The 23329-nt window shown below is 60.2% G+C and carries 25 protein-coding genes; 20 read left to right on the top strand and 5 right to left on the bottom strand.

Translation table 11 applies throughout. The features are described from left to right. Positions 1–22: 22 nt before the first annotated feature. Genes BJ928_RS27815 through dnaQ form a run of 4 tightly spaced genes read left to right on the top strand, consistent with a single transcriptional unit; the run spans position 23 to position 2807 of the window. On the top strand, positions 23–622 hold the full coding sequence (locus BJ928_RS27815; protein ID WP_047634005.1) for a Maf-like protein: 600 nt from the start codon (positions 23–25) through the stop codon (positions 620–622). After that, positions 615–1472, top strand: coding sequence for a shikimate dehydrogenase (locus BJ928_RS27810; protein WP_047634004.1), 858 nt, complete (start codon positions 615–617; stop codon positions 1470–1472). Before BJ928_RS27815 ends, BJ928_RS27810 begins: the two co-directional genes overlap by 8 nt. A gap of 1 nt (position 1473) precedes the next feature. Beyond that, positions 1474–2073 carry a dephospho-CoA kinase gene (coaE, locus tag BJ928_RS27805; RefSeq protein WP_047634003.1) on the top strand — a complete coding sequence of 200 codons (600 nt, stop codon included), beginning with the start codon at positions 1474–1476 and terminating at the stop codon, positions 2071–2073. Positions 2074–2090: 17 nt separating this feature from the next. Further along, complete coding sequence (dnaQ, locus tag BJ928_RS27800) at positions 2091–2807, top strand: DNA polymerase III subunit epsilon (RefSeq protein ID WP_047634002.1); 717 nt, start codon at positions 2091–2093, stop codon at positions 2805–2807. Positions 2808–2890: 83 nt separating this feature from the next. On the opposite strand, the gene secB is transcribed toward dnaQ, so the two are convergent. After that, positions 2891–3373, bottom strand: coding sequence for a protein-export chaperone SecB (secB, locus tag BJ928_RS27795; protein WP_047634000.1), 483 nt, complete (start codon positions 3371–3373; stop codon positions 2891–2893). 96 nt (positions 3374–3469) lie between these two features. Beyond that, positions 3470–3988, bottom strand: a complete 519-nt coding sequence (locus tag BJ928_RS27790; protein ID WP_047633998.1) for an FxsA family protein — start codon at positions 3986–3988, stop codon at positions 3470–3472. A gap of 146 nt (positions 3989–4134) precedes the next feature. Between BJ928_RS27790 and BJ928_RS27785 the strand changes: the two genes are divergently transcribed. The 5 genes from BJ928_RS27785 to gyrB all read left to right on the top strand — a co-directional run bounded on the left by BJ928_RS27785 (position 4135) and on the right by gyrB (position 9475). Next, positions 4135–4836 (top strand): Tim44/TimA family putative adaptor protein, encoded by a 702-nt coding sequence (locus BJ928_RS27785; protein WP_047633996.1) that lies wholly within the window; start codon positions 4135–4137, stop codon positions 4834–4836. Next, the gene (locus BJ928_RS27780) at positions 4833–5951 is read left to right on the top strand and encodes a murein transglycosylase A (RefSeq protein WP_047633994.1); all 1119 of its coding nucleotides are present in this window, start codon (positions 4833–4835) and stop codon (positions 5949–5951) included. Before BJ928_RS27785 ends, BJ928_RS27780 begins: the two co-directional genes overlap by 4 nt. After that, a complete protein-coding gene (locus BJ928_RS27775) occupies positions 5951–6535 on the top strand; it encodes a Smr/MutS family protein (RefSeq protein ID WP_047633992.1) in 585 nt (194 codons plus the stop codon). The genes BJ928_RS27780 and BJ928_RS27775 overlap by 1 nt, the downstream gene beginning before the upstream one ends. Beyond that, entirely contained in the window at positions 6532–6897 is a 366-nt protein-coding gene (locus BJ928_RS27770; RefSeq protein ID WP_047633990.1) for a helix-turn-helix domain-containing protein, read from the top strand. Before BJ928_RS27775 ends, BJ928_RS27770 begins: the two co-directional genes overlap by 4 nt. A gap of 148 nt (positions 6898–7045) precedes the next feature. Then, entirely contained in the window at positions 7046–9475 is a 2430-nt protein-coding gene (gyrB, locus tag BJ928_RS27765) for a DNA topoisomerase (ATP-hydrolyzing) subunit B (protein ID WP_047633987.1), read from the top strand. Between the two features lie 65 nt (positions 9476–9540). Here the strand turns inward: gyrB and BJ928_RS27760 are convergent, their stop codons facing one another. Continuing rightward, complete coding sequence (locus BJ928_RS27760; protein ID WP_047633986.1) at positions 9541–10140, bottom strand: nitroreductase family protein; 600 nt, start codon at positions 10138–10140, stop codon at positions 9541–9543. An 85-nt stretch (positions 10141–10225) separates the two neighbouring features. Next, on the bottom strand, positions 10226–10510 hold the full coding sequence (locus tag BJ928_RS27755; protein WP_047633984.1) for a DUF2218 domain-containing protein: 285 nt from the start codon (positions 10508–10510) through the stop codon (positions 10226–10228). Positions 10511–10668: 158 nt separating this feature from the next. Here BJ928_RS27755 and BJ928_RS27750 point away from each other — a divergent pair, with 158 nt between their 5' ends. From BJ928_RS27750 to BJ928_RS27700, 11 genes are all read left to right on the top strand, one after another. Beyond that, the gene (locus tag BJ928_RS27750; protein ID WP_047633983.1) at positions 10669–11622 is read left to right on the top strand and encodes a glutathione S-transferase family protein; all 954 of its coding nucleotides are present in this window, start codon (positions 10669–10671) and stop codon (positions 11620–11622) included. 65 nt (positions 11623–11687) lie between these two features. Continuing rightward, entirely contained in the window at positions 11688–13100 is a 1413-nt protein-coding gene (locus BJ928_RS27745) for a pyridoxal-dependent decarboxylase (RefSeq protein ID WP_047633982.1), read from the top strand. A gap of 137 nt (positions 13101–13237) precedes the next feature. Next, positions 13238–14080, top strand: a complete 843-nt coding sequence (locus BJ928_RS27740) for a fumarylacetoacetate hydrolase family protein (RefSeq protein ID WP_047633980.1) — start codon at positions 13238–13240, stop codon at positions 14078–14080. A 299-nt stretch (positions 14081–14379) separates the two neighbouring features. Then, positions 14380–15657: a polyhydroxyalkanoate depolymerase gene (gene phaZ / locus BJ928_RS27735; protein ID WP_047633978.1), complete on the top strand. Its 1278-nt coding sequence runs from the start codon at positions 14380–14382 to the stop codon at positions 15655–15657. A 320-nt stretch (positions 15658–15977) separates the two neighbouring features. After that, positions 15978–16418, top strand: a complete 441-nt coding sequence (locus BJ928_RS27730; protein ID WP_047633975.1) for a DUF2852 domain-containing protein — start codon at positions 15978–15980, stop codon at positions 16416–16418. A 100-nt stretch (positions 16419–16518) separates the two neighbouring features. After that, complete coding sequence (locus BJ928_RS27725; RefSeq protein WP_047633973.1) at positions 16519–17280, top strand: SprT family zinc-dependent metalloprotease; 762 nt, start codon at positions 16519–16521, stop codon at positions 17278–17280. Between the two features lie 303 nt (positions 17281–17583). After that, the gene (locus BJ928_RS27720) at positions 17584–18258 is read left to right on the top strand and encodes a phosphoribosylanthranilate isomerase (protein ID WP_047634110.1); all 675 of its coding nucleotides are present in this window, start codon (positions 17584–17586) and stop codon (positions 18256–18258) included. Further along, positions 18255–19469, top strand: a complete 1215-nt coding sequence (gene trpB, locus BJ928_RS27715) for a tryptophan synthase subunit beta (protein WP_047633971.1) — start codon at positions 18255–18257, stop codon at positions 19467–19469. Before BJ928_RS27720 ends, trpB begins: the two co-directional genes overlap by 4 nt. Before the next feature lie 10 nt (positions 19470–19479). Further along, positions 19480–20319 carry a tryptophan synthase subunit alpha gene (gene trpA, locus BJ928_RS27710; protein ID WP_047633969.1) on the top strand — a complete coding sequence of 280 codons (840 nt, stop codon included), beginning with the start codon at positions 19480–19482 and terminating at the stop codon, positions 20317–20319. Between the two features lie 108 nt (positions 20320–20427). Then, complete coding sequence (accD, locus tag BJ928_RS27705; protein WP_047633968.1) at positions 20428–21339, top strand: acetyl-CoA carboxylase, carboxyltransferase subunit beta; 912 nt, start codon at positions 20428–20430, stop codon at positions 21337–21339. 32 nt (positions 21340–21371) lie between these two features. Then, a complete protein-coding gene (locus BJ928_RS27700) occupies positions 21372–22724 on the top strand; it encodes a folylpolyglutamate synthase/dihydrofolate synthase family protein (protein WP_052227824.1) in 1353 nt (450 codons plus the stop codon). A gap of 269 nt (positions 22725–22993) precedes the next feature. Here BJ928_RS27700 and trxA read toward each other — a convergent pair whose 3' ends face one another. Beyond that, positions 22994–23314 carry a thioredoxin gene (gene trxA, locus BJ928_RS27695; RefSeq protein WP_047633967.1) on the bottom strand — a complete coding sequence of 107 codons (321 nt, stop codon included), beginning with the start codon at positions 23312–23314 and terminating at the stop codon, positions 22994–22996. Between the last annotated feature and the right edge of the window lie 15 nt (positions 23315–23329).

Genomic DNA, 23329 nt, shown 5'->3' with positions numbered 1-23329 from the left:
CATTATCTCGGAGGCAGCCGTCATGACCTCGCCCCTTATCCTTGCATCCTCCAGCCCGTTCCGGCGAATGCTGATGGAAAATGCCGGGCTGCATTTTCAAGCCATTGCCGCCGATATCGACGAGCGGGCGATTGAGGCACCGCTGGAGCGGAACGGTGCGGGTCCGGATGCCGTTGCGCTCGTGCTGGCAAAGGCAAAGGCGAAAGAGGTGAGCGATCGTTTTCCCGGTTCCCTCATTATCGGTTCGGATCAGACCATGTCGCTTGGGGCAGAGGTCTTTCACAAACCGAAATCGATGGCCGATGCGGAAAACCATCTGCGGACACTCTCGGGCAAGACCCATCGGCTGAACAGCGCGATAGCCCTCGCGCGCAATGGGGATATCATATGGGAGCATGTGTCCCACGCCGATCTGACGATGCGGGAGCTGCCGGCCGATTTCATTCATCGCCATCTGAGCTGTGTCGGCGAAAAGGCACTCTCGAGCGTCGGCGCCTATCAGCTCGAGGGCGAGGGCATTCAGCTCTTCTCGAAAATCGACGGCGACTATTTCACCATCGTCGGATTGCCGATGCTGCCGCTTCTGGAAAAACTGCGAGAGTTGGGGACGATCGATGGATGATTCACGTGAAACACACGGCGTAAACGCTTTCGTAACGGGTTATCCGATCAGGCATTCGCGCTCGCCGCTGATCCATGGTTACTGGCTAAAGCAGCTCGGTCTGGCCGGCAGCTATCGTGCCCATGAAGTGCCCGTCGAGGAATTTGCTGCCTTTATCTCATCACTGAAGGACGGCGAAAGCGGCTTCGTCGGCGGCAATGTCACCATCCCTCATAAGGAGCTGGCCTTCAAACTCTCCGATCGGCCGGACGAGCTTTCGAGAGAGCTCGGTGCTTCCAACACCCTTTGGCTTCAGGATGGCTTGCTCCATGCCACAAATACCGACGGCCGCGGTTTCACGGCCAACCTCGACGAACGTCATCCGAGCTGGGACCAAAGCGACCGCGCCGTGATCCTCGGGGCAGGGGGTGCAAGCCGTGCCATCATCCAGGCGGTTCGCGATCGTGGTTTTAAGGAAATTCATGTCGTCAACCGCACGGTCGAGCGGGCGCAGGAATTGGCGAATCGGTTTGGCGAGCGGGTTCATGCCCATCCGATGGCAGCGCTTGGCGAAGTCATCTCAGGCGCCGGTCTCTTTATCAATACGACGTCGCTCGGCATGGATGGTGAAGCGGCGCCGCGGATCGACTTCTCGCCTCTTGCAGAAGCGGCTGTTGTTACCGACATTGTCTATATACCGCTGAAGACGCCGCTTCTCACCCAGGCCGAAGAACAGGGTTTTGCCATTGTTGACGGCCTCGGCATGTTGCTGCATCAGGCCGTCCCTGGCTTCGAAAAATGGTTCGGGACGCGGCCGGCGGTCGATGAAACCTTGAGAGCGTTGATCATCGCGGACATGGACAAGCACTGATATGATCAGGATCGGGCTCACCGGATCGATCGGCATGGGAAAGTCGACCTCGGCGAAGCTATTCGCCGAAGCTGGAATCCCGGTGAACGATTCGGATGCGGTCGTGCATGATCTCTATAGCGGTGAAGCCGTTCCTCTGGTCGAGGCAGCGTTCGCGGGCACGACTTCAGACGGCAAGGTCGACCGTCAGGAGCTCAGCCGCAAGCTGGCGGCCGATCCTTCCGGCTTCAAGCGTTTGGAAGCGATCGTCCATCCTTTGGTGCGAAAGCGAGAGCGCCTGTTTTTGGAGCGTTGCCGCCAGGCCGGCGCCGAGATGGTGGTGCTGGATATCCCGCTGCTGTTTGAGACCGGAGCCGACACGAGAGTGGATAAGATCGTCGTCGTCAGCTGCGATCCACAGATTCAGAGGGAGAGGGTGCTTGCCCGGCCAGGCATGACGGAGGAAAAATTCAACATGATTCTTTCCCGCCAGACGCCCGATGCGGAAAAGCGGGCACGCGCCGATTACGTTATCGATACGGGCGGAAGCATCGAGGCGGCCGGCGAACAGGTGAGAGAAATCATTGCGGATCTGCGGCGCAAGCGGCAGATAGAGAAATAGGAAAGCGAAGTCCCGATATGCGCGAAATCATTTTCGATACGGAAACCACCGGCCTCGACAACAAAGCCGACCGCATCATCGAAATCGGCGGCATCGAGCTCATCAATCATTTCCCGACAGGCAAGACACTGCATCTTTTCATCAATCCCGGCGATCGCAAGGTCCACCCGGACGCGCTTGCCGTTCACGGCATCACCGATGAATCGCTGAAGGACAAGCCGCCCTTCGAAGAGGTCGCCGACCAGATCCTCGAATTCTTCGAGGGTGCCAAGTGGATCGCGCACAACGCAACTTTCGACATGGGCTTCGTTAACGCGGAATTCGCAAGGCTCGGCCGACCGCCGATCCTGCCGGACATGGTGATCGATACGCTCGCCATGGCCCGGCGCAAGCATCCGATGGGTCCGAATTCGCTCGATGCGCTCTGCCGTCGATACGGCATCGACAATTCGCACCGCACGCAACACGGCGCCTTGCTCGACTCCGAACTGCTCGCCGAAGTCTATATCGAGATGATCGGTGGCCGGCAGACCGCGCTTGGTCTCGGCAGCAGCAATGGTTCGTCCGCGCGGTCGCGCCAGAGTGATGATGCGGAGGATGCTGTCGCCGATGTCCTTGCTCGACCCAATCCGTTGCCCAGCCGGGTGAGCGAGGAAGAACTTTCGGCGCATGCCGCACTCGTCGCCAAGCTCGGCGTGAAGGGCATCTGGTCCAAATACCGGACATCCGAGTAAGCTGTTTTATCGAGCAAGACCCGAATGAAAATGCCCGGATCGATGTCCGGGCATTTTCATTTTCAATATGGAGAAATGCAGGCTTAGTTCGGAACGGCCGAAACCTGGGCGCGGGCCTGTTCTTCAGCCATGCGCTGCGTGAACATCTGCGCGAAATCGATCGGGTCGATCATCAGCGGCGGGAAGCCGCCATTGCGGGTGACGTCGGCGATGATCTGGCGGGCAAACGGAAACAGCAGGCGCGGGCATTCGATGAAGAGCAGCGGCAGCATGTGTTCCTGCGGGAAGCCGGTAACGCGGAAGACGCCGCCATAAACCAACTCGGTGTGGAAGAGAACGCGCTCGCCATCCTTGGCTTCGGCGCTCAGCGTCAGCACCACGTCGAAATCGGAGTCCGACAGCGGGTTGGCATTGACGTTGACGTTGATATTGATGTCGGGAGCGTTTTCCCGGGCCTGGAGCGAGCGCGGAGCACCCGGATTTTCGAAGGAAAGATCCTTGGTGTATTGAGCAAGGATGCTGAGGCTCGGGGTGGCTGCGCCGTTGCCGTTGGTTTCGTTCGCCATGGGGGTGTCCTCTCACGTCTCGATGGGTGTCGCCATCTAGCATTTAGAAAAGGGGCTTACAACCCTTATGGCTCCGGCGCTTCCGAGGCCGTTATGTCAGTCTTCCAGCCGCTTTTGGTCCGACCAGGGCGACTTCCTGTTCGGTTCGCGATGGAAATCGCTTTCGTCGAGATCAACGACGTTTCCGGGTTTGTTCGGCCGACCTTGTGGTCCAGCGCCGGGACCCTGCCCACGGCGGAAGGCGCGCGAATTGCCAACGACGACGATGCGTTTGCGCAGCACCTTCCAGGCGAGGTCGCGCACGGCGGGGATGAACAGCAGCAGGCCGATAATATCGGAGATGAAGCCGGGCAGCATCAGGAAGAAGGCGGCAACGACGATCATGGCGCCATGCACCATCTCGCGACCGGGATCGCCGCCGTTGCGGCTTTCGGCCGAGATGCGCTGAAGGATGCCGATGCCCTGAATTCTCAAGAGAGCGGCACCGAGCAACACACTGAGGACAACGAGCCCCAATGTCGCCCAGACGCCGATCATCTTTCCGACGACGATGAATCCGGCAATTTCGGCCAGAGGCATCAGAAAAACGAAGATAGGAAGAAATGAAAGGCGCATGTTAAGGTGGTCCTGAAAGCGGGTTTCTTCGCGTAAGCGTTGGTTTCTCGCATATAATAAAGAAACTGGTCCGCTATTTGAATGATAGATCGATGCGGACTATATGGGGATTGATCTTTTAATTTTAACGGTGGTTCCGATACGAGATGGGTGCAAACGACTTTGTGACGATCTTTTTCCTGGTGGCGGCGGTGCTGATCTTCTTCCAGTTGCGCAGCGTTCTTGGCCGCCGCACGGGGAATGAGAAGCCGCCGCGCGATCTCTATGGTTCTGCAGATCCGGCAAATAGCCAGACTGCACCGGACGCCGGCAAGGTGGTGACGCTGCCGCGGCGCGACGGAACCGATGAGGAAGACCGTTTTGCTGCCATCGATGCCTTCACCCCGGCCGGCACGCCGCTCAATGATTCGCTGCGCGAAGTGAACAAGGCCGACCCCTCGTTCAATCCGAAGGAATTCGTCAACGGCGCCCGCATGGCCTACGAGATGATCGTCATGGCCTTTGCCGATGGCGACCGCAAGTCGCTGAAGGGACTGCTGTCGCGCGAGGTCTATGACGGCTTCGATGCCGCCATCGCTGACCGCGAGGCAAAGGGCGAGAAGGTGAAATCCACCTTCGTCGGCATCGACAAGGCCGATATCGTCACCGCCGAGATGAAGGGAACCGAAGCCTTCGTCACCATGCGCGTCGTCAGCCAGATGATCTCCGCGACCTACGACAAGGCCGATACGCTGATCGATGGCGATGCCGAAGCCGTGGCCGAAGTCAGCGATCTCTGGACCTTCGCCCGCGACACGCGCTCGCGCGATCCGAACTGGAAACTCGTGGCGACCGAATCGGAACAATGACGAGCCCATCGCAGGAATTCAGGCTGGAGCCGGCAACCTTCGCCGATCTGAAGGGCTGGAAGGACGATGATCCTTCCAGCCTTTTTCGCGCAATGAAGGACTGTCGGGCGCATATCCGCAATGTGAAGCCCTATCGCACCGGCGTCGCCGGGCTGACAGCCGACGATCTCCTGATACTTCTCGATGCGGCAGAAGGGGAAGAGCCGGGTAACGCAGCCGAAGCACGAGCCCTTTTCGAGGAGCACTGCCAGCCCTTCTTCGTTCGCAAGGAAGGCGGCGCAAGCGGATTTGTGACCGCCTTCTTCGAGCCGGAGATCGAAGTTTCGGCAACGTTGGACGAAACCTATCGCTATCCCTTCTATCGCCGACCGGACGATCTGATCGATCTCGACGATGGCAATCGGCCTGCGGAACTCGATCGCTCCTACATGTTCGGCAGGCTTCAGGGCGACGCAATTTCCGCCTATCCAGATCGTGGCGAAATCGATCGCGGCTATCTCGACGGCAAGGGCCTGGAGATCGCCTGGGCGAAATCCAAGGTCGATGTCTTCTTCGTGCATGTCCAGGGTGCGGCGCGTCTGCGCTATCCGGATGGGCGTCTCGGCCGCATCACCTATGCCGCCAAGGCCGGCCATCCCTTCTCCGCCGTCGGGCGCCTGCTCATAGACCGTGGCCTGCTGGATCGTGCGACGATCTCCATGCAGACGATCCGCGACTGGCTCTATGCGCATCCGGACGAGGTCGATGAAGTTCTCTGGCACAATCGATCCTATATCTTCTTCCGCGAAGCCGATGTCAGCGATCCCGCTCTCGGGCCGATCGCGGCGGCCAAGGTGCCGCTGGTATCAGGCCGTTCCCTTGCGGTTGATCGGCTGATCCACACCTTCGGCTTTCCCTTCTTCATCCGTTCGGAAAGCCTCACACACCTCGACGACGGCAAGCCCTTCGCGCGGTTGATGCTGGCGCTCGACACAGGCTCGGCGATCGTCGGACCGGCGCGTGGCGATATCTTTACCGGCTCCGGCTACGATGCAGGCGAGCTCGCCGGCACCGTGCGCAACGACGCCGATTTTTATATACTCATTCCGAAGGCGGCGGCGCAGAGGTTCGGCTGATGGCCCCGGAACGGAAGGACAAAGAACGAAAGCTCAGCGCGGAGGATCGTATCCTCTGGGGCAAGGTCGCCAAAAGCACGCGCCCCATGCCGGGCCGCATGACCGATATCGACGCTTTCGAAGCGGCGTTGCAAGCCGAAGCCGAGAGTGAGGAAAGTGCCCGTGCCGCGAAGGCGAAACCGGCGCCCATATCGATGGAAACCCAGGAAGCTCCGGCGCCTGTCAAGCAGCCGGCCGGTCGCCACCATCCGCTAGAACGTCCCGTCAAGCGCAAGATCGCGAGAGGCCATCTGGCGCTCGAAGCAAGGATCGATCTTCACGGCCTCATCCAGAGCGAGGCGCACGGCATGCTTCTGGATTTTCTCCTGCGGGCCCATAGCCGCGGCCTTCGCCATGTGCTCGTCATAACGGGCAAGGGCAGCTCCATGGGCAGCGAGGGAGCGCTGAAGCGTGCCGTGCCGCTCTGGTTCTCCAAGCCGGAATTCCGGTTCTTGATCTCCTCCTACGAGACGGCGGCGCAACATCACGGCGGCGAGGGCGCGCTCTATATCCGCCTGTCGCGCATGAAGGGGGAGAAGCTTTGACCCCATTCGGCGAAGCGGTGCGCAAATTAAGGCTGCGCAAGGGCGTCTCGCAAAAGCAGATGGCGGCGGCGCTCAACGTGACGCCGGCTTACTTATCCGCCTTAGAACATGGAAAGCGCGGCCTGCCGACCTTCGATCTGCTGCAGCGCATTGCCGGATATTTCAACATCATCTGGGACGAAGCCGAGGAACTGTTCCTGCTGGCGCGATTTTCCGACCCGCGCGTCGTCGTCGATACCTCCGGGCTTTCGCCGGAATATACGGCCTTCGTCAACCACTTGGCCGGCAAGATTCGCAACCTTGACGCAGGAACCATCCGCGAGCTATCCCGGGTTCTGGAAAATGCCGGAAAAACCGGCTGAAAACCGCCTTAATCCCCTGTTTTATACCTGATTTCGGGGCCTTCCGTTTGGAACTTCAGGGTGAAACATCCTATATTCAGGCTAGGAAAAACCGCTGATTCGTCAGCAATCGGCGAGATTCTCTAAACACTGGAAAGACTTCAATAAAATGACCGATATAACCGATAACGGCGGCAATGCCGAATATGGCGCAGACAGCATCAAGGTTCTCAAGGGCCTCGATGCCGTGCGCAAGCGTCCGGGCATGTATATCGGCGACACGGATGACGGCTCGGGCCTGCATCACATGGTCTACGAAGTCGTCGACAACGCCATCGATGAAGCCCTGGCCGGTCATGCTGATATCGTAACCGTAACCCTCAATCCGGATGGTTCGGTCACGGTCACCGACAATGGCCGCGGCATCCCGACGGACATTCACAGCGGTGAAGGTGTTTCGGCGGCTGAGGTTATCATGACCCAGCTTCACGCCGGCGGTAAGTTCGACCAGAATTCCTATAAGGTTTCCGGCGGCTTGCACGGTGTCGGCGTCTCGGTCGTCAATGCGCTTTCCGTCTGGCTGCGCCTGAAGATCCGCCGCCAGGGCAAGATCCATGAAATGAGCTTTACCCATGGTGTCGCTGACGCACCGCTGAAGGAAACGGGTGATGCCGGCAATCTCACCGGCACGGAGGTCAGCTTCATGCCGAGCTCCGAAACCTTCACCATGATCGAGTTCGACTACGGTACGCTTGAGCACCGTCTGCGCGAGCTCGCCTTCCTGAATTCCGGCGTCCGCATTCTCCTGACCGACAAGCGTCATTCCGACGTCAAGCAGGAAGAGATGCTTTACGACGGCGGCCTGGAAGCCTTCGTCTCCTATCTCGACCGCGCCAAGAAGCCGCTCGTTCAAAAGCCGGTTTCGATCCGCAGCGAAAAGGATGGCATCACCGTCGAAGTGGCGATGTGGTGGAACGACAGCTACCACGAAAACGTGCTCTGCTTCACCAACAACATCCCGCAGCGCGACGGCGGCACGCATATGGCCGGCTTCCGTGCCGCCCTGACGCGCCAGATCACCTCCTATGCCGATACGTCCGGTATCACCAAGAAGGAAAAGGTAACGCTGACCGGCGACGACTGCCGCGAAGGCCTGACCGCCGTTCTGTCGGTCAAGGTTCCCGATCCGAAATTCTCGTCACAGACCAAGGACAAGCTCGTCTCATCCGAAGTGCGTCCAGTTGTCGAAAGCCTTGTCAACGAGGCGCTTGGGACGTGGCTCGAAGAACATCCGTCCGATGCCAAGGTTCTGGTCGGCAAGGTGGTTGAGGCCGCCGCCGCCCGTGAGGCCGCCCGTAAGGCGCGCGAACTGACCCGTCGCAAGGGTGCGCTGGATATTGCCTCGCTGCCCGGCAAGCTCGCTGATTGCTCCGAACGCGATCCCGCCAAGTCCGAAGTCTTCCTCGTCGAGGGTGACTCGGCAGGCGGTTCGGCCAAGCAGGGCCGCTCGCGTGAAAATCAGGCCATCCTGCCGTTGCGCGGCAAGATCCTCAACGTCGAGCGCGCCCGTTTCGACAAGATGCTGTCGAGCCAGGAAATCGGTACGCTGATCACCGCGCTCGGCACCGGCATCGGCAAGGACGAGTTCAACGCCGATAAGCTGCGTTACCACAAAATCATCATCATGACGGACGCAGACGTCGACGGCGCTCATATTCGTACGCTGCTTTTGACCTTCTTCTTCCGCCAGATGCCCGATCTCATCGAACGCGGCCACCTCTATATCGCCCAGCCGCCGCTCTATAAGGTGACGCGCGGCAAGTCGGTGCAGTATGTGAAGGATGAAAAGGCGCTGGAAGAATATCTGATCGGCCAGGGTACCGACGATGCGAGCCTGCGCCTCGGCAATGGCGAAGTGCGCGTCGGCCAGGATTTGCGCGAGGCGATCTACGACGCGCTGCGTCTGCGCACCCTGATCGACAATCTGCATTCCCGCTACAATCGTTCCGCCGTCGAGCAGGCGGCGATCGCCGGTGCTCTCAACGCCGAAACGGTGAGCGATCCAGCTCGTGCGGAAACGCTGGCAAACGAAGTCGCCAAGCGGCTTGACGTCATTGCCGAGGAAACCGAGCGCGGCTGGACCGGCGCCGTGACCGGCGAGGGTGGGCTGCGTTTCGAACGCACGGTGCGCGGCGTCAAGGAGGTCGTGTTCCTCGACATGGCGCTCATCGGCTCGCAGGATGCCCGCCTCATCGACCAGCTCGGGACGCGGCTGAAGGAAGTCTACCAGACTCCGCCGAAGCTCACCCGACGCGATGGTGAGACGGAGATTTCCGGACCGCGCATGCTGCTGGATACGATCTTCGCGGGCGGCCGCAAGGGCTTGACCCTGCAGCGTTACAAGGGCCTTGGCGAGATGAATGCCGAGCAGCTTTGGGAAACGACGCTCGATCCGAACGTCCGCACGCTGCTGCAGGTGAAGGTCACGGACGCGACCGATGCCGACGGGCTCTTTGCCCGGCTCATGGGCGACGAGGTCGAACCGCGGCGCGAATTCATCCAGGACAACGCGCTGAACGTCGCCAATCTCGACATCTGATCGTTTAATCCAGACACAAAAAAGCCCGCCAGGACACTCTTGGCGGGCTTTCTCTCTTTTATCAATTACCTGGCGGCGAAGGTCCCGTTGAATGCGAGCCCGGAGAGCGGATTGCGCTGGCTCGGTACTTCGCGCTCGCGCAGCTTTTCCGGCAGCTGGCTCTTGTCGCCGATCTTGCCGATGGCAACTGCAGCCTCTACGCGGAAGCCTTCGGGAATGCCGAGAACTTCATAGGACTTTTCGACATGGAAGCCGGTCATGCCATGCGCTTCGTAGCCAGCTAAATGTGCCTGGATCGCCAGGAAACCCCAGGCAGTGCCCGCATCGAACGAGTGGCTGTAGCTCGGCTTCTGTTCCGACGAACCGAGCTCGCCGCTGTGAGTGCGGGAAATGACGAAAAGCAGCGCGGATGCGGATTTTACCCAACCCTGGTTGAAGTCGACCAGCACACTCAAAAACCGCTCCCAGTGCTCAGAACCGCGCAGAGCATAGAGGAAGCGCCAAGGCTGCAGGTTCGAGGCGGAGGGTGCCCAATGCGCCGCTTCCAGAATGGTCAGCAGGTCTTGCTCCGGCATGGTCTCGTTGGAGTAGGCGCGGGGCGACCAGCGGTCGAGGAAGAGCTTGTCGATCGGATATTGGGATTCGCGGCTATTGCTTGAGGTCATGAGGCTTCTTTCGTTGAAGATGGTCGGCCGCTGGCCGTTGAGACCGACCGTTGGCTGGTTACAAACAGAGGATGAGAACTTAAATTCAGGCCGCCCAGGTCACGTCGAGTTCTTCGCGAAAAGCGAAGCGCTTGAGGTGATCGGCAACGACGCCCTGCATACGCTCGAGGTCTTCGGGCTTCTCCACCGTCAGTGTCATGACGAGGTTGCCGGGCTCGGCCACCAAGTCGAGAGAGTTTTCCGGGCTGAACGGTATCTTGCCGGCAGCGGCATCGAATTCCACGCTGAAGCGATGGCTCCAATGCTTGCAGAGCTGCTGCAGATAGCGGCTGGCATGGTCGGTCTTAACGTTGGAAACTGATGTCGCCATGGGATTGCTCCAATAAGCCTGATCGCGAAACGCACGATTTCATACATAGAGGCATCAGCATTCGCCAGGTAGACAGTCTGTTTCAAGTTTGCGTTATTCCAGTGAAATTCTGTTCCGCTATGCTGCGCTGAGGAAAAACGCGCGGGTGGAGACAGGTCTTGCTGGTAGATGGAAAATGGACTGAAGATTGGCAGCCGGTCCAGGCCAAGGACGAGAAGGGCGGTTTCGTTCGCCAGATTTCCAGCTTCCGCAACTGGGTCACGCCCGATGGCCGTCCGGGACCGACGGGCAAGGGTAGCTTTGCGGCGGAAGTCGGCCGCTATCATCTTTACGTCGCGCTGATCTGCCCCTGGGCCTCGCGCACCCTGATCGGCCGCAAGCTGAAGGGCCTGGAGGACGCCATTTCCGTTTCCGTGGTCGAACCCGTGCTTAGCAAGCAGGGTTGGCGATTTGGCGATTATCCGGGCGCCACGAACGATCCGGTCAACGGCGCCACCTACATGCACGAGATCTATACCAAGGCTGATCCGGTCTTTACCGGCCGCGCCACCGTTCCGGTCCTTTGGGACAAGAACACGGGCACGATCGTCAACAACGAATCGGCCGATATCCTGCGCATGATGAACGACGGCTTCGGTGATCTCGCTCGCAACAACATCGATCTTTATCCGGTCGGCAAGCGGGAAGACATCGATAGCTTCAATGCCCGGATCTATCCCGTTCTCAACAATGGCGTCTATCGCGCAGGCTTCGCCACGACGCAGATCGCTTATGAAGAGGCCTTCAACGAGGTGTTCAATTGCCTTGACCAGGTCGAGACGGAGCTGGAGGGCAGGGACTTCCTTTTCGCCGACCACCCCACGGAAAGTGACATCCGGCTGTTCGTCACCCTCGTCCGTTTCGACGTCGCCTATCATGGCCTGTTCAAATGCAATCTGCGCCGGCTGTCGGATTACGCCAACCTCCAGTCTTTCTGCCGCCGTATGCTCGATTGGTCCGGCATTGCCGAGACTGTGAATTTCGATCATATCAAGCGCGGATATTATTCGATCGCGTCTCTCAATCCGACTGGAATCGTGCCGCTCGGGCCGGCGCTGGACGAGCTGTTCTGATACTCGACTGCCTCGGAAAAGCCGTCTAAGGTCCGCCTCGCTTTGATGGAAAAGGGAGGACCGTCATGAATTGGGAGGAGTTCCGGCAGTGGTCGGAGAAAGCGGCGAATTGGGGAGCGGATTATCGCGCGTCGCTTCGGGACCGGCCGGTACGGGCGAAGACGGCACCGGGGGAGATCGCCGCGCATATCGCTGATTCCCCGCCGGTAACAGGCGAAGCCATGGAGGATATCTTCAAGGATTTCGAGGATATCCTCGTTCCCGGCATGACGCATTGGCAGCATCCGCGCTTCTTTGCCTATTTCCCCGCCAATGCGGCCCCCGTTTCGGTGATCGCCGAATATCTGGTCAGCGCCATCGCCGCCCAATGCATGCTCTGGCAGACATCGCCATCCGCGACGGAACTTGAAACGAAAGTGGTCGATTGGCTGCGCCAGGCGCTCGGCCTGCCGGAAACCTTCACCGGCGTCATTCAGGATTCTGCCTCGACCGCAACCCTTGCCGCCGTTCTGGTCATGCGCGAGAGAGCGCTGAACTGGCAGGGCAATGCGAGCGGGCTTGCCGGAAACAAGGCGGTCCGCATCTACTCCACCGATCAGGTTCACACCTCGATCGACCGCGCCATCTGGATTGCCGGCGTCGGTGAGGAAAATCTGGTGCGCATTCCCTCGGGGGGGCCCAGCAAGGCCATGGACCCGAAGGCGCTTGCCGCCGCAATCGAGCGCGATCGCGCGGCCGGGCTGCTGCCGGCCGGCGTCATCGCCTGCGTCGGCGGCACCAGCGTCGGCGCCTGCGATGATATCGCCGCCGTTGTTGAAGTGGCGCATGCACATGGGCTCTATGTGCATGTCGATGCCGCCTGGGCGGGCTCGGCGATGATCTGCCCGGAATTCCGTGACCTGTGGCAGGGCGTCGAACGCGCCGATTCCATCGTCTTCAATCCGCATAAATGGCTCGGCGCGCAGTTCGATTGCTCCGTCCAGTTCGTGCGCGAGCCGGAAACGCTGGTCCGCACGCTGGCGATCCAGCCCGAATATCTGCGCACCCATGGCCATGACGGCATCATCAACTATTCGGAATGGTCGGTGCCGCTCGGCCGCCGCTTCCGCGCGCTGAAGCTCTGGTTCCTGCTGCGCTATCACGGCCTCGAAGGCCTGCGGACGATGATCCGCAACCATGTCTCCTGGTCGCAGAATCTGGCGAAGCGCCTTGCCGCCGAACCGGATTTCGAAATCGTCACCGAGCCGTTCCTGTCGCTGTTTTCCTTCGATCACAGGGCACCCGAGGGCGTGGATCAGGAAAGCCACACCCAGCGGCTTCTCAATGCCATCAACAATGATGGCCGCATCTATCTGACGCAGACCCGTGTTTCCGGTCGTCTGGTCATTCGTTTCCAGGCCGGTCAGTTCGAGGCGACGGCCGAGGATATCGATACGGCTTTCGACGTCATCGTCGAAATCGCCAGATCATTATCCTAGACTGGTTGGGCTGTTTTTCCGGCGCGGAGAGCCGAGCCATGCTAGGCTCTCCGAAATCGATTGGTGACACTGGTGAATAATTCGTTCATATATGGTGCCATCAATTTCGTCTTTGAAAATGCAGGGAAGGAAAATCCATGAAACTTTTGCGCGTTGGCGAAGTCGGCAAGGAAAAGCCGGCGCTTCTGGATAGCGATGGCAAGATCCGCGATCTCTCCGCCCATGTCGCCGATATCGGCGGCGAGGCCATTTCGCCCGCGGGCCTGGCAAAGATTGCGGCTCTCGATCCGAAGAGCCTGCCGGAACTGGCGGAAGGCCGCCTTGGCGCTTGCGTTGCCGGTACGGGCAAGTTCATCTGCATCGGCCTGAACTTCTCCGATCATGCTGCCGAAACCGGCGCCACCGTGCCGCCGGAGCCGATCATCTTCATGAAGGCAAGCTCGGCCATCGTCGGCCCGAACGACAACGTGCTGATCCCGCGCGGCTCTGAAAAGACCGACTGGGAAGTCGAACTCGGCGTCGTCATCGGCAAGACGGCGAAATATGTCAGCGAAGCCGACGCTCTCGATTATGTCGCCGGTTACTGCGTCTCGCACGACGTCTCCGAACGCGCTTTTCAGACGGAACGCTCGGGTCAGTGGACCAAGGGGAAGTCCTGCGACACCTTTGGCCCGATCGGCCCCTGGCTCGTTACCAAGGACGAGATCGCCGACCCGCAGAATCTCGGCATGTGGCTGAAGGTCAACGGCAAGATGATGCAGAACGGCTCGACCAAGACCATGGTCTATGGCGTCGCCTTCCTCGTCTCCTATCTCAGCCAGTTCATGTCGCTGCATCCGGGCGACGTCATCTCCACCGGCACGCCTCCTGGCGTCGGCATGGGCATGAAGCCGCCGCAGTATCTGAAGCCGGGCGATGTCGTCGAACTGGGCATGGAAGGCCTGGGCACCCAGAAGCAGACTTTCCTCGCTGACGCGTAAGGCGTGCGAAGCTCAGGAACTTTAACCTTTTGAGATCATTCTTGATGCCGGAGAAGCGATTCTCCGGCGTTTTTTATAGATAAGAACCAATTCTGGTTATGTTGCCCTGCAGCAAAAACTGCTAGGTTAGATAGTAAGAGCTTAAAGGATGAGGTGTGCAGAGGAGCTGCGATCATCCTGCTGCAGGGCGCGAGTGGAGAAGCGCCGCAGCGAAGACAGCGACACGTAAGGCGCGTGCGTTTTAATGATTTAGGTGATTTGCGTGGTCGCATACCCGCATCACAAGAGGTAAAGCCCCCATGTTTTATCAGTTTTACGAACTCAATCATGCCGCTCTCGCCCCTTTTCGCGCCGCGGCAGACATGATGCGCCTGGCCTATGCCAATCCGCTTAATCCCCTTTCGCATACGGTGTTCGGCCGCACCCTGACGGCCAGCCTCGAGGTTTTCGAGCGCACGACCAGACGCTACGGCAAGCCGGAATTCGGCCTCCATCAGACGCAGATCGAAGGCAAATCCGTCTCGGTGCATGAAAAGATCGTCTGGAAGAAGCCTTTCTGCAATTTGATCCATTTCGAGCGCAGCCTGCCCGCCGGCCATAGCGCCGATCCGCGCATCCTGATCGTTGCGCCGATGTCGGGACACTATGCGACGCTGCTGCGTGGCACGGTGGAAGCGCTACTGCCCGGCGCCGACGTCTACATCACCGACTGGATCGATGCGCGCATGGTGCCGATGACCGACGGCACCTTCGATCTTGAGGATTACATCGATTACGTCATCGAGATGCTGCATCACCTCGGCCCGGATACGCATGTCGTCGCCGTCTGCCAGCCGTCCGTGCCGGTGCTTGCCGCCGCGGCTGTGATGGAAGCGGCGGGCGATCGCCTGGCGCCCTCGTCGATGACGCTGATGGGCGGCCCGATCGACACCCGCATCAATCCGACCGCTGTCAACCAGCTCGCCAAGGAAAAGCCGCTGGAATGGTTTGCCGACAATGTCGTCATGAACGTGCCCTGGCCGCAGCCGGGCTTCATGCGGCCCGTCTATCCCGGCTTCCTGCAGCTTTCCGGCTTCATGTCGATGAACCTCGACCGTCACATGATTGCCCACAAGGATTTCTTCGTCCATCTCGTCAAGAATGACGGCGAGCCAGCCGAGAAGCATCGCGATTTCTACGACGAATACCTTGCTGTCATGGATCTGACGGCGGAATTCTATCTGCAGACGGTCGACCAGGTGTTCATCAAGCACGCGCTGCCCAAGGGCGAGCTCATGCATCGCGGCCAGTGCGTCGATCCCTCGGCCATTCGCAACGTCGCGCTTTTGACCGTCGAGGGCGAAAACGACGATATCTCGGGCGTCGGCCAGACCCATGCGGCGCAGACCATCTGCACCAACATCCCCGACCACATGCGCATGCACTACTTGCAGCCGGATGTCGGTCATTACGGCGTCTTTAACGGTTCTCGCTTCCGCCGAGAGATCGCCCCGCGCATCCTGGCCTTCACGCGCGAACATGCCCGCACCGGCCGCTCGGTGGTCAAGCGGGTCATCAAGGGCGGCAAGTCCGCCTGATAGCGTTCAAAATCAAATAGATGGAGCGGTTCCGGCATCAGATGAGGCGAGGAACCGCTTCATCAGCGCAAACTATTAGCTTTTGTTGAATTAATCGGGCGGATTCAAACACTTGTCCGATTCCATCAGGCGATCCCATTGAAGCCTCACGAAGAGGTTACCATCTCGATTCCAGCGGTACCGCAAAGATCGGGCCGTTTACCGCGCCGCGCGCCCTTGGAACGCGCTGAGATGCAGGTAGAGCTTTAAAAACCGCGCAGAAGCCTTACCATTGACCGGTGTCGGTCGAGGGGCGATGCGCCGTGCGAGGATACCTGACAATGAACCAATCTGCATTGCTTCGCCCGGATTGGACTCCGGCTACTATTGCCCTCATGGTGCTAGGCTTCGTGGTCTTCTGGCCGCTTGGCTTTGCCATGCTCGCCTATATTCTCTTCGGAGAACGTCTGCGGGATTTCAAACGGGATGTAAACGAAAGGACCGACGGCATGTTTGCTGGCTGCGGACGCTATCGCAATCGTCATCGCCATTCCTTCTCCGCCACAGGCAACGTCGCCTTCGACGACTGGCGCCGGGCAGAGCTTGAGCGCCTCGAGCAGGAACGCCGCAAGCTAGACGAAATGCGCGCCGAGTTCGACGCCTACGCCCGCGAGCTGCGCCGCGCCAAGGACCAGGAGGAGTTCGACCGTTTCATGCGCGAACGCAACAACGTCAAGCGCAATGACAATGGCGGCTCGCCGACCGAATTCCAGACGCCGTGATGGGCTGTGAGAGCAGCTGCATCATATAGTCGAAGCCGGCATCGGATGATGCCGGTTTTTCTTTGCCAGATCCTCCAGCGAATCATATAAAACTGCCTTCATGTTTCCGCTGCTCTCCAGATCCCGCAAAACGCCGGCCAAGCCGCCCGCGCCGGAAACGCGCACCCTCGATGTCGCCGGCCGGCTGATGCCGCTGACGATCCGTCAGCACGAGCGCGCGACCCGCATCACGCTCAGGATCGAGCCGGGCGGGCGATCTCTAAAGATGACCATTCCGCGCGGCCTCGCCGCCCGTGAGGTGAATGCCTTTCTCGACCGGCACCAGGGCTGGCTGCTGACCAAGCTCGCGAAATTTTCCGTCGACAACAGCCTGCGCGGCGGCAGCGAAATCCTTCTGCGCGGCGTGCGCCATCGCATCGAGCATACCGGCACCCTGCGCGGCCTCACCGAAGCCATCGTCGTCGAGGGCGCTCCAGTGTTGCGCGTCAGCGGTATGCCGGAACATGCCGGCCGCCGCATCGCCACCTTCCTCAAGAAGGAGGCGCGCGCAGATCTGGAACGATATGTGGCGGTGCACGCCAAGACCATCCGCGCCACCGTCACGTCCATCACCATGAAGGATACCCGCAGCCGCTGGGGCTCCTGTTCCTCGCAGGGGAACCTGAGCTTTTCCTGGCGCATCGTCATGGCGCCGCCGCTTGTTATCGATTACCTCGCCGCCCACGAAGTCGCGCATCTCAGGGAAATGAACCACGGCCCGCGCTTCTGGGCGCTCTGCCGCAAGCTCTGCCCCGACATGGACGAGGCCAAAGCCTGGCTGAAGCGCCACGGCAGCCATCTGCACGCGATCGATTTCGATTGAGTGCATTCTGCCGGTGCAAGCTGGAATGCGCCCAGAGTGATTGCTTGCAATTGCATATGGGCAGATTAGCCCCTCATCCGTCCTCTCACAGTTTCGCTTCGCTCAACCGTTCGAGTCCACCTTCTCCCCGCACGCGGGGCGAAGGAGTTTGGCGTTGTCGCTCCCTCTCCCCGTCAAAACGGGGAGAGGGCTGGGGTGAGGGGCACTTTTATTTGATATGCGATGGCCTCGGAGCCACTCAAAAATCCCGCCAACGTCGCCTTTAGGCTCGACTCTTTCGAATTTTCATGCCACTCCGCTGCCATGAACCCCGATATCAAAATTTGTGGTCTGAAGACGCCGGAAGCGGTGGATCGTGCTCTGGAGCGCGGCGCTACCCATATCGGCTTCATCTTCTTTGAAAAGAGCCCGCGCTATATCGAGCCCGATCTCGCCGGCCAGCTGGCCGAGCGCGCCCGCGGCAAGGCCAAGGTCGTTGCCGTCACGGTCAATCCCACCAATGACGATCTCGACGAGATCATGTCGCTGGTGAAGCCGGACATGCTGCAGCTCCATGGCAATGAAAGCCCGGAGCGTGTGCTGACCATCAAAGCGGTCTATAATGTCCCCGTCATGAAGGCCATGTCGGTGCGCGAGGCCGATGATCTGAAGCGGGTCGAATCCTATATTGGCATTGCCGACCGCTTCCTCTTCGATGCCAAGCCGCCTGCGGGCTCGGTGTTGCCGGGTGGAAACGGCGTGTCCTTCGACTGGAGCCTGATGAGCTGGCTCGACGATAGCGTGGATTACATGCTCTCGGGTGGCGTCAACAAGGACAACGTCGCCGAGGCGTTGGCCTCGACCAATGCCAGCGGCATCGATCTTTCCTCCGCGCTCGAAAGCGCGCCGGGCGTGAAGGATCTCGGGAAGATCGACCAGTTTTTCGACGCTTTTGCAGAAGCATGTCTGCCGGAACCGGCAGCAGGGAGTAGAAAGTGAACCAGACGCCTAAACTCAATTCCTTCCGTGCCGGCCCTGATGAGGACGGCCGCTTCGGTATTTACGGCGGTCGTTTCGTTGCCGAAACGCTCATGCCGCTGATCCTGGATCTGCAGGAGGAATGGGCGAAGGCGAAGGACGATCCGGCCTTCCAGGCGGAATTGAAGTCGCTCGGCACGCATTATATCGGCCGCCCGAGCCCGCTGTATTTCGCCGAGCGCCTGACGGCCGAGCTCGGTGGCGCGAAGATCTATTTCAAGCGCGAAGAGCTGAACCACACCGGTTCGCACAAGATCAACAACTGCATCGGCCAGATCCTGCTCGCCAAGCGCATGGGCAAGACCCGCATCATCGCTGAAACCGGCGCCGGCCAGCATGGTGTCGCGTCTGCGACCGTTGCAGCCCGCTTCGGCCTGCCCTGCGTCGTCTATATGGGCGCGACCGATGTCGAGCGTCAGGCGCCGAACGTCTTCCGCATGAAGCTCCTGGGAGCCGAGGTTATCCCGGTCACCGCCGGCAGCGGTACGCTGAAGGACGCGATGAACGAGGCCCTTCGTGATTGGGTCACCAATGTCGAGGACACCTATTATCTGATCGGCACGGCTGCCGGTCCGCATCCCTATCCGGAAATGGTCCGGGATTTCCAGGCCGTGATCGGCACGGAAGCTCGCGCGCAGATCCTGGAGGCCGAAGGCCGTCTGCCGGATCTGGTCATCGCTGCCGTCGGCGGCGGTTCGAACGCGATCGGCATCTTCCATCCCTTCCTCGATGACGAAAGCGTCAAGATCGTCGGCGTCGAAGCCGGCGGTAAGGGCCTTGAGGGCGACGAGCATTGCGCCTCCATCACCGCCGGCTCGCCCGGCGTGCTGCACGGCAACCGCACCTATCTGCTGCAGGACGGCGACGGCCAGATTAAGGAAGGTCATTCGATTTCTGCTGGCCTCGACTACCCCGGCATCGGCCCGGAGCATTCCTGGCTGAACGATATTGGCCGCGCCGAATATGTGCCGATCATGGACCATGAGGCATTGGATGCCTTCCAGACGCTGACGCGCCTCGAAGGCATCATCCCGGCGCTCGAGCCGAGCCATGCGCTCGCCGAGGTGATCAAGCGTGCCCCGAAGATGGGCAAGGACGAGATCATCCTGATGAACCTCTCCGGCCGCGGCGACAAGGACATCTTCACCGTCGGCAAGATTCTGGGAATGTGAGTTAGACGCCATGACCGCACGTATGGACAAACGCTTCGCCGCTCTGAAGGCTGAAGGCCGCCCCGCACTCGTCACCTATTTCATGGGCGGCGATCCCGATTACGAGACCTCGCTCGGCATCATGAAGGCGCTGCCCGAAGCCGGCGCCGACGTCATCGAACTCGGCATGCCCTTTTCCGATCCCATGGCCGACGGCCCGGCGATCCAGCTTGCCGGCCAGCGCGCCCTGAAGGCCGGCCAGACGCTGAAGAAGACGCTGCAGCTCGCAGCCGATTTTCGTAAAGTCGATGCCGATACGCCGATCGTGATGATGGGCTACTACAATCCGATCTATATCTACGGCGTTGAAAAGTTCCTCGACGATGCGATTGCCGCCGGCATCGACGGCCTGATCGTCGTCGACCTGCCGCCGGAAATGGATGACGAACTCTGCATCCCGGCGATCCGCAAGGGCATCAATTTCATCCGCCTGGCGACACCGACCACTGATGACAAGCGCCTGCCGACCGTGCTGAAGAACACGACGGGCTTCGTCTACTACGTCTCGATGAACGGCATCACCGGTTCGGCCCTGCCGGACCCGTCGCTGGTTTCGGGTGCCGTCAAGCGCATCAAGCAGCACACGGAGCTGCCGGTTTGCGTCGGCTTCGGCGTCAAGACCGCCGAGCACGCCAAGCTGATCGGCGCTGCCGCTGATGGCGTCGTCGTCGGCACAGCCATCGTCAACCAGATCGCCACCAGCCTCAGCAAGGACGGCAAGGCGACGGCCGATACCATCCAGGCGGTTGCGACCCTGGTGCGCGGTTTGTCCACTGGAACGCGTTCCGCCCGCCTTGTTGCCGCCGAATAGTTTCCCCATATAGGCCTTCGATCAATCCCTGCGGATTGAAGGAAGAGGCCTATGGGCATTTGGTGACGACTAGGATATCGATTAATTCGGTCGATTAGGAGTTTCGAATTGAACTGGATCACGAACTACGTCCGCCCGCGGATCAATTCCATGCTGGGCCGTCGCGAGGTTCCGGAGAATCTCTGGATCAAGTGCCCGGAAACGGGCGAGATGGTCTTCCACAAGGATCTGGAAGGCAACAAGTGGGTCATCCCAGCTTCCGGTTTCCATATGAAGATGCCGGCCAAGGCTCGCCTTGCCGACCTTTTCGACAACGGCGAATATGAAGCCTTGCCGCAGCCGAAGGTCGCGCAGGATCCGTTGAAGTTCCGCGACTCGAAGAAGTACATCGATCGCCTCAAGGACAGCCGTATCAAGACCGAGCAGGAGGATACGATCCTTTCCGGCATCGGCAAGGTTCGCGGCCTCAAGCTTGTGGCGGTCGTGCATGAATTCAACTTCATCGGCGGTTCGCTCGGCATGGCCGCCGGCGAAGCCATCGTGAAGGCTTTCGAGCGTGCCATTGCCGAAAAATGTCCGCTGGTCATGTTCCCGGCCTCCGGCGGTGCGCGTATGCAGGAGGGCATCCTGTCGCTGATGCAGCTGCCGCGCACGACGGTTGCCGTTGACATGCTGAAGGAAGCGGGCCAGCCCTATGTCGTGGTTCTGACCAACCCGACCACCGGCGGTGTCACGGCTTCCTACGCCATGCTGGGCGATATTCATCTGGCCGAACCCGGCGCTGAAATCGGCTTTGCCGGCAAGCGGGTGATCGAACAGACGCTGCGCGAAAAGCTTCCTGAAGGCTTCCAGACCTCGGAATACCTGTTGGAGCACGGCATGGTGGACATGGTCGTCAAGCGTCACGACATTCCGGACACGCTGGCGACGCTTTTGAAGATCCTGACGAAGGTGCCGGCGAACGATGTGCCGGCCAAGAGCAAGAACGGTGCTGCGCTGCCGGTAGCAGCGAGCGCCTGACATTATCGATTGCCGACGGGCGGAGGTGCGCGATGACGTCTATGGACCAGTCCGCAATGAGCGAGGCAGCACGGGAGATCGAGAAGCTCATGGGGTTGCACCCCAAGGGCTTCGATCTTTCTCTGGAGAGAATAACCCGTCTGCTCGACGTCCTCGGCAATCCTCATCAGAAATTGCCGCCGGTGATTCATGTCGCCGGCACCAACGGCAAGGGATCTGTGACGGCCTTCTGCCGCGCCCTGCTCGAGGCAGGCGGCTACAGCGTGCATGTCCACACCTCGCCGCACCTCGTCAACTGGCATGAGCGCTATCGCATCGGCGTCAAGGGTGGTCGCGGCCAGCTTGTCGACGACGCCGTGTTCGCCGATGTGCTCCGGCGCATAGCCAAGGCGAATGACGGGCAGAAGATTACCGTTTTCGAGATTCTGACGGCGGCGACCTTCCTTCTCTTTGCCGAGCATCCGGCCGATGTCGCCGTGATCGAGGTCGGTCTTGGCGGCCGTTTTGATGCCACCAATGTCATTTCCGATCCCGCCGTTTCCGTCATCATGCCGATTTCGCTCGATCACCAGCCCTATCTCGGTGATCGCGTCGAGTTGATCGCTGCGGAGAAGGCCGGCATCATGAAATCCGGCCATCCCGTCGTCATCGGCCATCAGGAATATGACGCGGCGCTCGACGTGCTGATCTCGACGGCCGAGCGTTTGCGTTGCCCGACCGCCGTTTTCGGCCAGGATTTTTCGGCGCACGAGGAATATGGCAAGCTGGTCTATCAGGACGAGTTCGGTCTTGCCGACTTGCCGCTGCCGCGCCTGCCGGGCCGTCATCAATATGGCAATGCCGCTGCCGCGATCCGCGCCGTCAAGGCCGCCGGCCTCGCCGTTACCGACGCGATGATGGAACAGGCGATGGCCTCGGTTGAGTGGCCGGGGCGCCTGCAACGGCTAACGGAAGGCGAGCTTATGGCGCATGCGCCCGAGCGCGCCGAGATCTGGGTCGATGGCGGCCATAATCCCGGCGCCGGCGAAGTCATCGCCGAGGCCATGGCCAATTTCGAGGAGCGCCAGCCGCGGCCTTTGTTTCTGATCATCGGCATGATCAACACCAAGGACCCGATCGGCTATTTCAAGGCTTTCGCCGGTCTTGCGGAGAAGGTCTATTGCGTGCCGATCCGCGGCAGCGAAGCCATGATCGACCCGGTCATCCTGGCGAATGCCGCCTATGATGCCGGCCTCATCGCCGAGCCGATGTCCAGCGTTGTTGAGGCGCTGGATGCGATCAAGGCTCTGGCTGTGCCGAATTCACCCGCGCCGCGTATCCTGATCGGCGGTTCGCTTTATCTCGTCGGCGACGTCCTCGCCGACAACGGCACGCCGCCACGGTAGTCCTGGCAGTCGCTATTCACCACGCGCCCTCGTGGTTCGAGACGGCCCTGCGGGCCTCCTCACCATGAGGGCTACTCCCTTATCTGGCTCGCAACTTGCTCGGCCCTCATCCTGAGCCCGTCGAAGGATCGGGGCGGCCTATGTGGCAAGCGCAAACACGACACGGTTGCTGAGGCGCAAAGCCTCGAAGGGCGAGGATGGCCTGTGTTCTCCGCACAACAAAAAAGCCCCGTCGAAGCGGGGCTTTTGTTTCATGCGATCGATACCGATCAGGATGCGCTGGAGATCCAGTTCTGCAGGGCTGTCTTCGGAGCAGCGCCGACCTTGATGTCAGCGACTTCGCCACCCTTGAACATGGCAAGCGTCGGGATCGAGCGAACGCCGAACTGGGCGGCCAGTTCCGGGTTTTCGTCGATGTTGAGCTTGGCAACCTTGACCTTGCCTTCGAACTGCACGGCAAGCTCCTCGAGAGCCGGGGCGATCATCTTGCACGGACCGCACCATTCGGCCCAGAAATCAACGACGACAGGCTCTGCGGACTGCAGCACTTCGGCGGCGAAGTTGGAGGTATCGACTTTAACGGTAGCCATAGGCTGCTCCTTAAC

It is taken from the genome of Rhizobium sp. WW_1, assembly GCF_003610155.1.
Lineage (GTDB): Bacteria > Pseudomonadota > Alphaproteobacteria > Rhizobiales > Rhizobiaceae > Rhizobium > Rhizobium tropici_A.
This window is presented reverse-complemented; position numbering and strand designations above follow the sequence as displayed.